Raw genomic sequence first — 14,636 nt, forward strand, 5'->3', positions numbered from 1 at the left:
GACGGGGGCCGGCGTCCTAGACGACGACCCCGTGTTCCGCCAGCCACGGGACCGGGTCGATCGCCGATCCCATCTCCGGCGTCACCCGCACCTCGAAGTGCAGATGCGGACCGGTCGAGTTGCCGCTCGTGCCCGACTGGCCGATCCACTCCCCGGTCGAGACCCGCTGGCCCTGGTCGACGGCGACCGACGCGAGATGCGCGTACTGCGTGTAGTAGCCGTCGGGGTGCTCGACCACGACCTCGATGCCGAACGCGCCACCGCAGGACACCTTCACCACCCGGCCCGCCCCGACCGCCCGCACCGGGGTGCCGATGGGCACCGCGAAGTCCTGCCCCGTGTGCCGGTGCGCCCAGTGCTCGCCTCCGCTGCCGAACCCCGCGGAGAGTTCGTACGTCTCCACAGGCGCGACCCACGCGCTCGTGAACGCCGACGGCGGCTGGTCGAGACGGACCGCCCCGCGGCAGGAGCCGGCCGCCACGGAGGCGTCCGCCCGGCTCTGCAACGCCGACCGCGCCTCGTCGAGCTTGGCCTCGATGGTCCGCTTGACCGCGGCGAGTTCCCCGGTCCGTTTCTCCAGCGCCTGCCACTCGGAACGGGCCTTCCCCTCGTCCGCCGCGAGCCGGACCTCGGCACGCCGGCTCTTCGCGACGGCGCCGGCGACAGCCAGATCGGCCCGCCGCACGGCGTGCTGACCGCGCATCAGGCCGTCGGGGTCCTTCGCGAACAGGATCTGCGCCGTGTACGGCAGCCCGCCGCCCTGCCGGTACTGGGCGCGCACGATACGGCCCAGATCCTCGTGGAGCACCGCGATCTCCTGCCGCTCCCGGACGAGACGGCGCTCGGCCTGCTCCGCCCGCCCGCGCTGCGCCTCGGCGTCCTGACGCCCCGCCTCGTACTGCCCCGTCGCGACCGAGGCGTCCTCGTACAGCCGCGCCACCTGGGCGCTGATGTCGAGGTCCACGCCGTCTCCGTCGGCCATCGCCGGCCGCGCCGCGACGATCACGAGAGCGGACAACAGGGCCGGTACGAGAAGGGGATGGCGGCGAGATGAGCGCATGACAGCGATCGTGGCCCGCGCCCGCGGGCCCGGCCCGTTCAAGGCGTACACCTGGGGGACAGGACCTCACGAATGGCCCAGCGGCCGGGTCTGACGGCTCTTCAGCGGCTCGGCCGGACGACGCGCGTCGGGCGAGGCCGTTCGTGAACGGGGCACCCGCACAAGGGGCTTCAGTGCGGGACCTGCCACACCACCGTCGTACCGCCACCGCCTTCACCGATCCCCGGCCCGTACCAACTCGCCCCGCCGAGCGACTCGGCACGCCGTTTGAGGTTCTTCAGGCCGCTGCGCCGGCCGCCCTCGGGAATGCCGACCCCGTCGTCCGCGACGGCGAGGCGGACACCGGGTCGCCCGTCCGGCAGCGGCACGTCCGCGTCGACGGAGACCTCGATCCGGGAGGCTCCCGCGTGCCGGAAGGCGTTGGAGAGGGTTTCGCGCAGCGCGGCGATGAGGTTCTTGGCGGTGAGTTCGCCGACCTGCGTGTCGACGGGCCCGGCGAAGTGGTGCCCGGGGTGGAAACCGAGGGGGACGGCGGCCATGTTGATCTCGCGCAGGACGCGGGTGCGCAGTCCGGACGGCGTCTCGGCGGGACCCTGCCGGAGCGCGAAGATCGCGGTGCGGATCTCCTGGATGGTGACGTCGAGTTCATCGACCGCCTTGCCGACACCCCGCCGCACCTCGGGCACGTCCGACCTGCGCTGCGCGCTCTCCAGCATCATTCCGGTGGCGAACAGCCGCTGGATGACAAGGTCGTGCAGGTCGCGGGCGATCCGGTCGCGGTCCTCGTACACCACAAGGCGTTCCCGGTCACGCCGGCTCTCGGCCATCATCAGCGCCAGGGCCGCCTGGGAGGCGAACTGCGTGGCGACGGTCCGCTCGGTCCCGGTGAACTGGCGTCCGTCGCGCGGCCTCGGGGTCAGGAGGGCGCCGAGGACCCGTCCGTCGCACTGCAGGGGGAGCATCATGACGGGCCCGTAGGCGTGGGTGAGATCCGTTCGCAGACGCGGGTCGGCGGACGCGTCCGCCAGGAACACAGGATTCCCGTCGCGGAGTTCGCCGACCAGTTCGCTCTCCGGCGGTACGACCACGCCGAGCGCCTTCGACGGGTGGTCCGCGGCCACCGCCACGACCTCCAGGCCGCCGTCCTCCGCGGGGAGCAGCACGATCCCGGCCGCGGACCCGGAGAGCCGACGGGCCTGTTCGGCGACGATCTGCAACGCGTCCTCGGCGTCGCCGCCCGCCAGCAGTGCGGTGGTGACGGCCACCGAACCGTCGATCCAACGCTCCCGCTGCTTCGCCGCTTCGTACAGGCGGGCGTTGCCGATGGCGATACCGGCCTCGGTGGCGAGTACCCGGACCATGTGGAGATCGTCGTCGCCGAAGGTGCCGCCACCACGCTTCTCGGTGAGGTACAGGTTTCCGAAGATCTCCCCGTGTACCCGGATCGGTACGCCGAGGAAGCTGAGCATCGGTGGATGGCCGGCCGGGAACCCGCAGGAGCGCGGGTCGTCGGTCAGGTTCGCGAGGCGCACCGGATCGGGGTCGCGGATGAGCGCGCCCAGCAGCCCCTTGTGGCCGTCGGGCCTCCGGCCGATCCGGTGGGCGGTCTCCTCGTCGACGCCGCGCTGGATGAAGTCCGAAAGGCCCTCACCGCTCTCGTCCACGACTCCGATGGCCGCGTACCGCGCGTCCGTGAGGTCGGCGGCCGTCTCGCAGATCCGGTCGAGTTTGGAGTGCAGTTCCAGTCCCGATCCGACCGACCGCACGGCCTCCAGCAGCCGGGGGACCCGGGTGTCCGGCTCGCCGGTCGGCGCTCCCGGAGCGCGAGCCGCCGGGGCCGCCGCGCCCGTGTCGTCGCCCGGGACGGGGGAGCCCCTCGCCGCTGACATGCCTTGAGCCTAATGAGTACCTTTTGTCAGGGAAAGTCGGATGGATGCCGGGAGGGAGCGGAACTGCGGACACCTCCCCCGGACACCCCGCTCCCGCCCACGGTGGACACCGCCCACGATCCGCCCGTGCGCCGCTCAGGGCGCCACGGCGCTCACCAGCCGGTCCGCGGCGGTCTCCCGTTCCGCCATCTCCCGCAGCGGCCCATCGACGGCCGACAGCTCGGCGAACGAACCGCGCTGGACCACGCGGCCCCGCGCGAGCACGATCACCTCGTCCACGGCGTCGAGTCCGGCCAGCCGATGCGTGATCAGCAGGGTCGTGCGGCCCTCGGTCGCGGCCAGCAGGTCCGCGGTGAGCGCGTCGGCCGTCGGCAGGTCGAGGTGTTCCGCCGGTTCGTCGAGGACGAGCACGGGGAAGTCGGCGAGCAGCGCCCGTGCCAGGGCGAGCCGCTGGCGCTGGCCGCCGGACAGCCGTGCCCCGTGTTCTCCGATCGGGGTGTCGAGCCCGTCGGGCAGTCCGTCCACCCAGTCGAGGAGGCGGGCCCGCCCGAGCGCGTCGCGCAGCGCGCCCTCGGTCGCGTCCTTGCGGGCGAGCAGCAGGTTCTCGCGCACGGTGCTGTCGAAGAGGTGCGCGTCCTGGGCGCACAGTCCGATCAGCCGGCGCACGGCGTCCCCGTCCATGCCGTACGCGTCCGCCCCGGCGAGCGTGAACGTCCCCGCTTCGGGGTCCAGGAACCGCAGCAGCACCTGCGCGAGCGTCGTCTTGCCGGCTCCGGAGGTGCCGACCACGGCGATCCTGCGGCCTTCTTCGAGGGTCAGGTCGAGTCCGGCCAGCGCGTCCCGGTCCCGGCCCGCGTACCGGGCCCGGAGTCCGGACACCCGGAGCGGGAACGGTGACGCGGGTGCCGGCCGCGGCTGCGCGGGCTCGCGTACGGGATCGGGGGCGTCCAGCACCTCGTACACGCGCTCGGCGCTCTTGCGCACCCGCTGCCGGTACCGGACGGCGAGCGGCAGTCCCATGACGGCCTCGAAGGCGGCGAGCGGGGTGAGGACGACGACGGCCATGAGCACGCCGTGCAGACGCCCCGCGGCGACCGCCTGGGCGCCGACGAGAGCGGTGGCCGCGACGGTGAGCCCGCAGACGAGTGCCGTCAGCGCGTCGCCGAGGGCGGTCGCGGTGGCGGCCCGGGAGGCGATCCTCGTGAGGACGCCGTCGGCCTGCCGTGCCTGGGCGGTGCGGGCGGGCAGCGCGCCCGCGACGGTCAGTTCGGCGGTCCCCGTGAGCAGATCGGCCACCTGGGTGGCCAGCTCGCCACGGGCGGGAGCCAGCCGTCGTTCGGCGCGGCGCGCGACGGCACCGGTCACCAGGGGGACTCCGGCACCCGCCGCCAGCAGACCGGCGGCGAGAACGGCTCCGGCTTCGGGGAGCAGCCAGGCGGTGAACCCGACGGAGGCGGCGGAGACCAGGACAGCGGCTCCGGCCGGCAGCAGCCAGCGCAGCCAGTAGTCCTGGAGGGCGTCGACGTCGGCGACGAGCCTCGACAGCAGGTCGCCGCGCCTGGTGGTCCGCAGTCCGGCGGGCGCGAGCCGTTCCAGACGCCGGTAGACGGCGACCCGCGTGTCGGCCAGGATCCGCAGCACGGCGTCGTGCGAGACGAGCCGTTCCGCGTACCGGAACACCGCCCGTCCGATGCCGAACGTCCGGGTGGCCGTCACGGCCACCATCAGATAGAAGACGGGCGGTTGCTGGGAGGCCCGTGAGATGAGCCAGCCGGAGATCGCCATCAGGCCGACGGCACTCCCGAGGGCGAGGCTGCCGAGGAGCAGGGCGAGCGCGAGCGGGCCACGCCTGGGTGCCGCCATCGCCCGGACGCGGGCGAGCACGCCGTCGCGGCCCCGAGGCATCGCGACAGGTCCTTCTGCCGGGGACAGGCTCTCCGGCGCGGTTCCTCGGGGCGCCTGTGTGCGTGTCGGCGTCGGGGAGCCTGCGACACCGGCCTCGGGCGCCGGCCTCGGCGCGCCGACGACGGCTGCTTCCAGACGGACGACCCGGTCCGCGACGTCCAGGAGGGCCGGCCGGTGCACGACCAGCAGCACGGTCCGTCCCACGGCCAGCCGCCGGACCGCCGCGACGACCTCGGCCTCGGTCGCCCCGTCGAGCGCGGCCGTCGGTTCGTCGAGCAGCAGCACGGGCCGGTCCGCGAGGAACGCCCGCGCGAGTGCCAGGCGTTGGCGCTGGCCGGCCGACAGTCCGGCGCCGTCCTCGCCGAGGACCGTGTCGGCCCCGGCGGGCAGGGCGTCCACGAACTCCGCCGCACCGGCGTCGGCGAGCGCCGTGCGCAGCGCCGCGTCGTCGGCGTCGGGCCGTGCCAGCCGTACGTTCTCGGCGATGGAGCCGGCGTACAGGTGCGGCCGTTGCGGCACCCACGCGATCCGCGAACGCCACTCGGCGAGGTCGGCGTCGGCGAGGTCGGCTCCCCCGGCGCGGACATGGCCGGCGGTGGGCTCCACGAACCCGAGCAAGACGTTCAACAGGGTCGACTTGCCCACCCCGCTGGGGCCGACGAGGGCGACCGTCTCACCGAGTCCGACGGTGAAGGAGACGTCCGAGACCGCGTCCGTGGAGCGTCCCGGATAGCGCACGGTCACGCCGTCGAAGACGATCTCCCCCGCGGGCATGTGCCGCGAACCGGAGCCCGGCGCCGGGGTCTCCAGCACCTCGAAGATCGCCTCGGCGGCCGCGAGCCCTTCGGCGGCGGCGTGGTACTGGGCTCCCACCTGCCTGAGCGGCAGATAGGCCTCGGGCGCCAGCACGAGGATGACGAGCCCCACGTACAGATCCATCTCGCCATGGACGAGCCGCATTCCGATGGTCACCGCGACCAAGGCGACCGAGATGGTGGCGAGCAGTTCCAGGGCGAAGGACGACAGGAAGGCGATCCGGAGCGTCCTCATGGTCGCCTGGCGGTACTCGCCGGTGATCTTCCGGATCGACTCGGCCTGCGCCTTGGCCCGGCCGAACACCTTGAGCGTGGGCAGCCCGGCGACCACGTCCAGGAAGTGGCCGGACAGCCGGGACAGCATCTGCCATTGGCGGTCCATGTGGCTGCGAGTGGCCCAGCCGATCAGCACCATGAACAGGGGGATGAGCGGCAGGGTGGCGACGATGATCGCCGCGGACACCCAGTCCTCGGTCACGATCCGCGCCAGCACGGCGACCGGGACCACCACCGCGAGGCCCAACTGCGGCAGATAGCGCGAGAAGTAGTCGTCGAGCGCGTCGACACCGCGTGTCGCGAGGGCGACCAGGGAGCCGGTGCGCCGGCCGCTGAGCCACCCGGGCCCGAGCGACGCGGCCCGCTCCAGCAGCCGTCCCCTGAGCTCCGACTTGACCGCGGCACTCGCGCGGTGTGCGGCGAGCTCGGTGAGCCAGGCCACCAAAGCGCGCCCGAGCGCCACCGCTGTCAACAGGATCAGGGGGGTACGCAGTTCGGTGACGGAGGACCCGTGCTGGAACGCGCCGACCACCACTTCGGCGATGAGCATCGCCTGAGCGATGACCAGAGCCGCTCCGGCGACACCCAGCCCCACGACCGCGACAAGAAAGCCGCGGGTGGCCCGGGCGTACCGGAGGAGACGCGGATCGATAGGTTTCACGTGAAACACACCTTTGGCCCATCAGGGCACGTTTCACGTGAAACATGCCGACCCATCGGATTCAGTGCGACGCGTCCACGGCGATGTGGTGCGTGCCGATGCGCTTGCGGAACACCCAGTAGGTCCAGCTCTGGTAGAGCAGGACGATCGGCGTGGCGATCACGGCACACCAGGTCATGATCGTCAGGGTGTAGTGGCTCGACGAGGCGTTGGTGACCGTGAGGCTCCAGTCCTCGTTGAGCGAGGACGGCATGACGTCCGGGAAGAGCGACAGGAAGAGCATCGCGACGGCGGCCACGATGGTGAGCCCCGAGAGAATGAACGCCCATCCCTCACGACCGACGCTGACCATCGCCAGCGCCGCGACCAGGGCGACCACGGCCACGATCAGCGCGGCCAGCGACGCGCCGTCACCGTTGTCGATCTGCGTCCAGATGAGGAACACCAGCGCCAGCACGGCCGTGGCCAGGCCGACCCGCAGGGCGAGCTTCCGGGACCGCTCCCGGATGTCTCCGACCGTCTTGAGTCCGACGAACACCGTTCCGTGGAAGGTGAACAGAGTGAGTGTCACCAGACCACCGAGGATGGAGTACACGTTGAGCAGGTCCCAGAAGTTGCCCACGTACTCGAAGTTCCTGTCGATCTTCACTCCGCGCACGATGTTGCCGAAGGCCACACCCCACAGGAACGCCGGGAGCAGCGAGGTCCAGAAGATCGCTGTCTCCCAGTTGCGCTGCCAGCGCTCCTCGGGTCGCTTCGCCCGGTACTCGAAGGCGACGCCTCGCACGATCAGACAGACCAGGATGATCAGCAGGGGCAGATAGAAGCCCGAGAAGAGGGTGGCGTACCACTCGGGGAAGGCCGCGAAGGTCGCACCGCCGGCCGTGAGCAGCCACACTTCGTTGCCGTCCCACACGGGGCCGATCGTGTTGATCAGCACCCGCTTCTCGATGCGGTCGCGGGCCAGCAGCTTGGTGAGGATGCCGACTCCGAAGTCGAAGCCCTCCAGGAAGAAGTAGCCGATCCAGAGGATCGCGATGAGGACGAACCAGACGTCGTGAAGTTCCATGACTCAGCAGCTCCCTGAGCCTAGTAGGAGAAGGCCATCGGCTTGTCGGCGTCCCTGGAGTCGCCGCCGATCCTGGTGGGCGGGTTGAGGTCGGACTCGGTCAGCTCGGGCGGACCTGCCTTGACGTACTTCGCGAGCAGCTTGACCTCGATGACGGCGAGGATCGCGTAGATCAGCGAGTAGACGGTCAGGGAGGTGATGACCTCGCCCTGCGAGACGGTGGGGGAGACCCCGTACCGCGTCTGCAGAACGCCGTACACGACCCACGGCTGACGGCCCATCTCGGTGAAGATCCAGCCCCAGGAGTTGGCGATCAGCGGGAAGGCCAGGGTCCAGATGGCGATGCGCCAGCCCCACTTGGTGAGCTTCGGGCCGAGTGCCTTGCTCTTGAACAGGACCAGATGCGGTGCCTCGTCCTCGCCGACCCTCAGGTGCTGCGGCAGCATGAACTTCTTGCGGGTCAGCCAGAGTCCGACGATGCCGATCGCGAAGGAGGCCATGCCGAAGCCGATCATCCAGCGGAACGCCCAGAAGGTGACCGGGATGATGGGGCGGTAGTCGCCGGGGCCGTACTTCTCCTGCTCGGCCTTGTTCGTGTCGTTGATGCCGGGGACGTACGAGTTGAAGTCGTCGTCGGCGAGGAACGACAGTATCCCGGGGATCGACAGCTCGACGGTGTTGTGGCCCTTGCTGACATCTCCGTACGCGAAGATCGAGAAGGGCGCGGAGTCCTGGCCGTCCCACAGCGCCTCGGCGGCGGCCATCTTCATCGGCTGCTGCTTGAACATGATCTTGCCGAGGGTGTCGCCGCTGATCGCCGTGAGGAGACCGGCGACGACGACGGTGACGAGGCCGAGGCGCAGCGAGGTCTTCATGACGGCGACGTGCCGCTTGCGGACCAGGTGGATCGCGGCGATGCCCACCATGAAGGCGCCGCCGGTCAGAAACGCCGCGGTCAGGGTGTGGAACACCTGGGCGAGCGCGGTGTTCTGGGTCAGCACATGCCAGAAGTCGGTGAGTTCCGCGCGCCCCTTCTCCTTGTTGATCCGGTAGCCGACCGGGTGCTGCATCCACGAGTTGGCCGCGAGGATGAAGTACGCGGACAGCATGGTGCCGATGGAGACCATCCACATGCAGGCGAGGTGGAGCTTTTTAGGCAGCTTGTCCCAGCCGAAGATCCACAGCCCGATGAAGGTGGACTCGAAGAAGAAGGCGAGCAGGGCCTCGAAGGCGAGCGGAGCGCCGAAGATGTCGCCGACGAAGCGTGAGTAGGCGGACCAGTTCATACCGAACTGGAACTCCTGGACGATGCCGGTGACCACGCCCATCGCGATGTTGATCAGGAACAGCTTGCCCCAGAACTTGGTGGCGCTCAGGTACTTCGGCTTCTCCGTACGCACCCAGGCGGTCTGCAGGCCGGCGACGAGCGCCGCGAGCGAGATCGTCAGGGGCACGAAAAAGAAGTGGTAGACGGTGATGATTCCGAACTGCCATCGCGCCATGGTCTCTGGCGCCAAAGCCAATTCCACGTCGTCAGTCTCCTTACGTCGCCGTTGTCACAGCGGCAGTGTGCCCGCTTCGTCACAGACATCATGGGAGCAACAGGACACGCTTGTGAACGCGTTCACATTCACAAGCAATTATGACGCATGCTCGTTCGACGGCGTAGGGGCGGGGGGTCCTTAACCGGGACCGAACGGCCCCAACGCCGAGGGGCCCGTACGCGATCGACGCGTACGGGCCCCTCGGCGGGTGACTACAGCCCCTTGTGGAAGCTCTCGGTCGCCTTCAGGAAGATGTCGTTCGCCTCGGTCTCACCGATCGTGACGCGGACGCCCTCACCCGCGAAGGGACGCACGACGACCCCGGCCTGCTCGCAGTGCGCGGCGAAGTCCAGAGTGCGCTCCCCCAGTCGCAGCCACACGAAGTTGGCCTGCGTCTCAGGCACCGTCCAGCCCTGACCGCGCAGGGCGTCGACCACCCGGGTGCGCTCGCAGACCAGCGAACCGACCCGGCCGATCAGTTCGTCCTCGGCCCGCAGACTCGCCACCGCGGCGTCCTGGGCGAGCTGGCTCACGCCGAACGGCACCGCCGTCTTCCGGAGCGCGGCCGCCACCGGCTCGTGAGCGATCGCGAAGCCGACCCGGAGTCCGGCCAGCCCGTACGCCTTGGAGAACGTGCGCAGTACACAGACGTTGGGCCGGTCACGGTAGATCTCCACACCGTCCGGCACCTCGACGTCACGGATGAACTCGCGGTACGCCTCGTCCAGGACGACCAGCACATCGCTCGGCACTCGGTCCAGGAACCGCTCCAGCTCCGCCCGGCGGACCACCGTGCCGGTCGGATTGTTCGGGTTGCAGACGAAAATCAGCCGCGTCCGGTCGGTGATGGCGTCGGCCATCGCGTCCAGGTCGTGCACCTCGCCCGGGGTCAGCGGCACCCGCACCGAGGTCGCCCCGCTGATCTGCGTGATGATCGGGTACGCCTCGAAGGACCGCCAGGCGTAGATGACCTCGTCACCGGGACCGCTCGTGGACTGCAGCAGCGACTGCGCGACACCGACCGAGCCCGTGCCGGTCGCCAGGTGGGAGACCGGGACGCCGAAACGGTCCGCCAGCTCGTTCATCAGCCCGGTGCACGCCATGTCCGGGTAGCGGTTGAACGAACCGGCCGCCGCGGTCAGGCTCTCGACCACGCCCGGCAGCGGCGGATACGGGTTCTCGTTGGAGGACAGCTTGTACGCCACGGCGCCGCCGGCGGCGGCGGGTTTGCCGGGCTTGTAGGTGGGGATCCCCGCCAGCTCGGCACGCAGCTTGGGGTTCGTGTCGCTCACCGCAGTCCTCCTCGTGACCACCAGCGGCTCATGACCACCACCGGCTACCAATACTTCTCACCTTATGAGGATTCCGCGCCGCTGCGAATGGCCTGTGGACAACCCGACACCGCCGCGCGCCCCGCCGGGTGATCATCCGCGGACGCCGGTGACATCCGGTCGGGGCGTCGCCGTCGCCCACCCGGGGCCCCCTCCTCGTACGAAGTCGTACGAAAAGGGGGCGCGTCGAGGGCTACCACATGCGCCGGTGGCTCACGCCGTGGCGCGCATCCCTCGTACAGGTGAGTTGAGACCTCTTCGAAACATGACCCGCTTGGCAGGCGCGCGCACGCCGACAAGTCACGTATCGGGATGGGATCGCTCAACTACCTTCGCTTCAAAGGGAGTTAGCGCATTTCGATCATGCAGAAACGTGCCTGTCAACGCGTGCATATGCGTCCGCACTACCCCACCGTATGAGCCCTACTATCGGCTCGCCATGACAGCAGCAGGGAAGCACCAGGTGAGCCGGGCGGAGACCTCCCGCCGAGGCGGTCGGCCGGGCCGGGCGGGCATCAGAGACGTGGCCGCGGCAGCAGGGGTCTCCATCACAACCGTGTCCGATGCCCTCAACGGCAAGGGGCGGCTCCCGGACGCCACCCGACGCCATGTCCGCGAAGTCGCCGACCGGCTGGGGTATCGCCCCTCGGCCGCGGCCCGAACCCTCCGTACCGGCAAGTCGGGCCTGATCGGCCTGACCGTCACCACGTACGGGGATGAACCTTTCACCTTCACCGAGTTCGCGTACTTCGCCGAGATGGCCAGAGCCGCCACCTCGGCCGCGCTCGCCCGGGGATACGCCCTGGTCATCCTCCCGGCGACCTCCCGCCACGACGTGTGGTCGAACGTCGCCCTGGACGGAACCGTGGTCATCGACCCGTCCGACCAGGATCCGGTCGTCAGCGAGCTGGTCCGCCAGGGGCTGCCCGTCGTCTCCGACGGCCGGCCCGTGGGATCGCTCCCGGTCACCGCCTGGGTGGACAACGACCACGAGGCCGCGGTCCTCGGCATCCTCGACCACCTGGCCGACGCCGGAGCCCGGCGTATCGGCCTCCTCACCGGCACCACCACGGACACGTACACCCGCCTCTCCACCACCGCGTACCTGCGCTGGTGCGAGCGCGTGGGCCAGGATCCGGTGTACGAGGCCTATCCGGCGCACGATCCATGCGCCGGAGCGGTGGCCGCCGACCGGCTCCTCGCCCGGCCCGACCGGCCGGACGCCGTCTACGGCCTCTTCGACCCGAACGGCACCGACCTGCTGGCGGCCGCCCGCCGCTACGGTCTGCGCGTACCCGACGACCTGCTTCTGGTGTGCTGCAGCGAGTCGAACGTCTACGCCAGCACCGAGCCACCCGTCACGACGCTGTCCCTCAAACCGCGCAGAATCGGCACGGCGGTCGTCCAGTTGCTGATCGACGCCATCGAGGGGGTCGAATCGGACCAACCGGTCGAGCAGGTGATACCCACGGAGCTGATCGTGCGGACCTCGTCGCAGCGGCGGCCGCCCCGGACGACCGTCAGTCCGCCACGATCACCCGAGCAGGGCTGAGGCACGATCCGAACGGGGTGGGGCGAGCTCCGCCCAATTCGGGCGAAAACCGCGGTGAACTGGGCTCCTGTTCCGATTCACCACCCCTGGGTCATCACATGGCGCGATCCGCATTCCTATGATGGGCGGACGACACCGCGGGCCGCTGCGACCAGGCAGTCCGAACGGGTGCAGATGCGGCGCGATGGTGGTGGAGGGGTCGATGACTCAGGGGGCCGGTCAGGGACCCGAGGTGGTGCGGACGGCGACGTTGCGCGACTTCCGGGTACCCGGGTACGTCCACGAGACCGGTCCGTATGCGCAGGACACGCCTCACGGCGAGGGCGCCGGACCCATGACCGCGCGGTACGCGTCGGGAGAGTCCTCCCCGTACGCGTCCGGGGAGGCTCCGCCGGAGTTCCCGGGCGAGTTCTCCGAGGGGTACACGCCCACGCAGCGCGATCTGCCGGTCATCCACCGCGGCGACACCCAGCAGGTCGTCGTCGACCCCTCCGGCGCACCCGCCCCGGCACCCGGCGCCGGACCCGGCCCGCTGTACGTCGTCGGGGACGTGCACGGCTATCTCGACCAGCTCGTCGCCGCGCTCCAGGCCAAGGGCCTCGTCGACGCCGCCGGCAACTGGTCGGCCGGCACCTCGCGCCTGTGGTTCCTCGGCGACTTCACCGACCGGGGTCCGGACGGCATCGGCGTGATCGACCTCGTGATGCGGCTGTCCGCCGAGGCGGCCGCGGCCGGCGGCTACTGCAAGGCGCTCATGGGCAACCACGAGCTGTTGCTGCTCGGCGCCAAGCGGTTCGGCGACACCCCGGTCAGCTCCGGCGCCGGCACCGCCACCTTCCAGGCCGCTTGGCTCCTCAACGGCGGCCAGAAGACGGACATGGACCGCCTCCAGGACCACCACCTGCAGTGGATGGCCCGCCTCGACGCCATGGAACTGGTCGACGGACACCTTCTGGTGCACTCCGACACCACCGCCTACCTCGACTACGGCGACTCAATCGAAGCGGTCAACGACACCGTCCGCGAAACCCTCACCCGCAACGACGCCGAGGACTGCTGGGACCTGTTCCGCAAGTTCACCCGTCGCTTCGCCTTCCGCGACGAGGGCGCCGAGGCGGTCCACGCACTGCTCGGCGCGTACGGCGGCACCCGCATCGTCCACGGCCACAGCCCCATTCCCTACCTCCTCGGCGAGGTGAACCCGGAGGACGGCGAGGCCGGAGCGGGTCCCGTCATCGAAGGACCGCACGTCTACGCCGACGGTCTGGCCATCGCGATGGACGGTGGAGTGACCATGGCCGGAAAGCTGCTGGTCCAACAACTTCCGCTGGATATCTGAGCGTTCACCGGGCAGGCGTCCGGCCGACGGACCACTCCGGACAGGGGCCAATTTCTGGAAACCCCCTGTCACGGCGTGCCGTCGCCGCTCTACCATCGGCTTATCCGTAGCAGGCTCCCCTCCGTTTCTGCCCGACGGCTCGTCAGCGTGCGAGCCACCAGCCCTACGGAGCATCGGGGGATGCAGATGAACAGCGTTCCGCAGCACCTGCTGAGCGAGGACCGCCAGGAATACGAGCGGATCCTCGATGAGGCGCTGCGCTCCGCACCACACCGCCCGGAACTCGCCGCTGTCGGCCAGCGGCTCAACCTCGAACAACTGCGCACCATGGCGCTCAACGCCACGGCCCTCATCACGACGGCCGCGTCGGACGAGTACGCGCACTATGTGAAGATCCGCAGCGAACTGCGCCGGCCGGTGCGGTCCGCCCCGGCCGTGAGCGAGGAAGCCGGCTCCACGGAGCCGGGCACGACCGCGATGGGGCTCGCCGCCACCGTGGGGGAGGTCACCGAGACCGCCGGGGCCGGTGCCGTCGCCGTCGTCGCGGTGCTCGCCCCCGTCCTCGCCGGGACAGCCGCGGCGATATTCCTGCTCGTGGGCTACGTCCTGAGGATGCTCGATCCCGAGCCGACCATCGCCAGAACCCTTCTCACCACCGGATGGGTCTTCGGCGCGGTCACGGCGGCCGCCATTCTGGTCGCCGCGGCCGGACTGCTGCTGACCGCCCTGCGCAACAGCTCGTCCTCCCTCCATGCGGGAGCGGGTGACGAGCTGACCGGACAGGTCGCCCGGGCCAAGGAGGCCTGGCGTGACGCCCTGCTGGAGCGCGGCATCATGCCGTTCCTCCGGGAAGCCCTCGCGGACCCGGGCTCGGCGGCACTGAGCCGACCCGCACCGGCCCCCAGCCGCATGCCCCACCTCGGGTACGGCCGGCCGGGGTTCAGCAGTCCCGACGGCGGACCCGCGGCGGGCCCGCGCCCGAGTTTCTCCAGCCCGGACTTCACCAGCCCGGACTTCGGAGGACCGGAACACCAGCCCGAGTGACCCGGCCGGCCGACGGCCGGGTCCGAGGCAGGAGAGGGCCCGCGCGGGTGCGCGGGCCCGTACACCCGTGCCGGTGCGGTGCTTTCCGGCCACCGGCACCGGCGGGCTCTCACGGCTGCCCCGGGATCTGTCGACGCCGTCCCGCGGGCTC

9 protein-coding genes are annotated in these 14,636 nt (G+C 70.5%); 3 read left to right on the plus strand and 6 right to left on the minus strand.

What is annotated here, in order from left to right:
- Positions 1 to 16: 16 nt before the first annotated feature.
- From ACIQ7M_RS31750 to hisC, 6 genes are all read right to left on the minus strand, one after another.
- Positions 17 to 1,060, minus strand: coding sequence for a peptidoglycan DD-metalloendopeptidase family protein (locus ACIQ7M_RS31750; protein WP_355760240.1), 1,044 nt, complete (start codon positions 1,058 to 1,060; stop codon positions 17 to 19).
- Positions 1,061 to 1,230: 170 nt separating this feature from the next.
- Positions 1,231 to 2,949 carry a GAF domain-containing protein gene (locus tag ACIQ7M_RS31755; RefSeq protein WP_403650830.1) on the minus strand — a complete coding sequence of 573 codons (1,719 nt, stop codon included), beginning with the start codon at positions 2,947 to 2,949 and terminating at the stop codon, positions 1,231 to 1,233.
- A gap of 135 nt (positions 2,950 to 3,084) precedes the next feature.
- Complete coding sequence (cydD, locus tag ACIQ7M_RS31760; protein ID WP_403650832.1) at positions 3,085 to 6,606, minus strand: thiol reductant ABC exporter subunit CydD; 3,522 nt, start codon at positions 6,604 to 6,606, stop codon at positions 3,085 to 3,087.
- Positions 6,607 to 6,667: 61 nt separating this feature from the next.
- Positions 6,668 to 7,675, minus strand: a complete 1,008-nt coding sequence (cydB, locus tag ACIQ7M_RS31765; protein ID WP_403650834.1) for a cytochrome d ubiquinol oxidase subunit II — start codon at positions 7,673 to 7,675, stop codon at positions 6,668 to 6,670.
- 20 nt (positions 7,676 to 7,695) lie between these two features.
- On the minus strand, positions 7,696 to 9,204 hold the full coding sequence (locus ACIQ7M_RS31770) for a cytochrome ubiquinol oxidase subunit I (protein WP_403650836.1): 1,509 nt from the start codon (positions 9,202 to 9,204) through the stop codon (positions 7,696 to 7,698).
- 227 nt (positions 9,205 to 9,431) lie between these two features.
- Positions 9,432 to 10,511 (minus strand): histidinol-phosphate transaminase, encoded by a 1,080-nt coding sequence (hisC, locus tag ACIQ7M_RS31775; RefSeq protein ID WP_389838342.1) that lies wholly within the window; start codon positions 10,509 to 10,511, stop codon positions 9,432 to 9,434.
- A 478-nt stretch (positions 10,512 to 10,989) separates the two neighbouring features.
- On the opposite strand from hisC, the gene ACIQ7M_RS31780 reads away from it, so the two are divergent.
- The 3 genes from ACIQ7M_RS31780 to ACIQ7M_RS31790 all read left to right on the plus strand — a co-directional run bounded on the left by ACIQ7M_RS31780 (position 10,990) and on the right by ACIQ7M_RS31790 (position 14,485).
- Positions 10,990 to 12,102: a LacI family DNA-binding transcriptional regulator gene (locus ACIQ7M_RS31780; protein ID WP_355760258.1), complete on the plus strand. Its 1,113-nt coding sequence runs from the start codon at positions 10,990 to 10,992 to the stop codon at positions 12,100 to 12,102.
- A 202-nt stretch (positions 12,103 to 12,304) separates the two neighbouring features.
- Positions 12,305 to 13,441 carry a metallophosphoesterase gene (locus tag ACIQ7M_RS31785; protein ID WP_403650839.1) on the plus strand — a complete coding sequence of 379 codons (1,137 nt, stop codon included), beginning with the start codon at positions 12,305 to 12,307 and terminating at the stop codon, positions 13,439 to 13,441.
- A 180-nt stretch (positions 13,442 to 13,621) separates the two neighbouring features.
- Positions 13,622 to 14,485 carry a hypothetical protein gene (locus tag ACIQ7M_RS31790; RefSeq protein WP_389838335.1) on the plus strand — a complete coding sequence of 288 codons (864 nt, stop codon included), beginning with the start codon at positions 13,622 to 13,624 and terminating at the stop codon, positions 14,483 to 14,485.
- Positions 14,486 to 14,636: the final 151 nt, after the last annotated feature.

Origin of the sequence: Streptomyces sp. NPDC096324, assembly GCF_044763015.1 — a bacterium.
Lineage (GTDB): Bacteria > Actinomycetota > Actinomycetes > Streptomycetales > Streptomycetaceae > Streptomyces.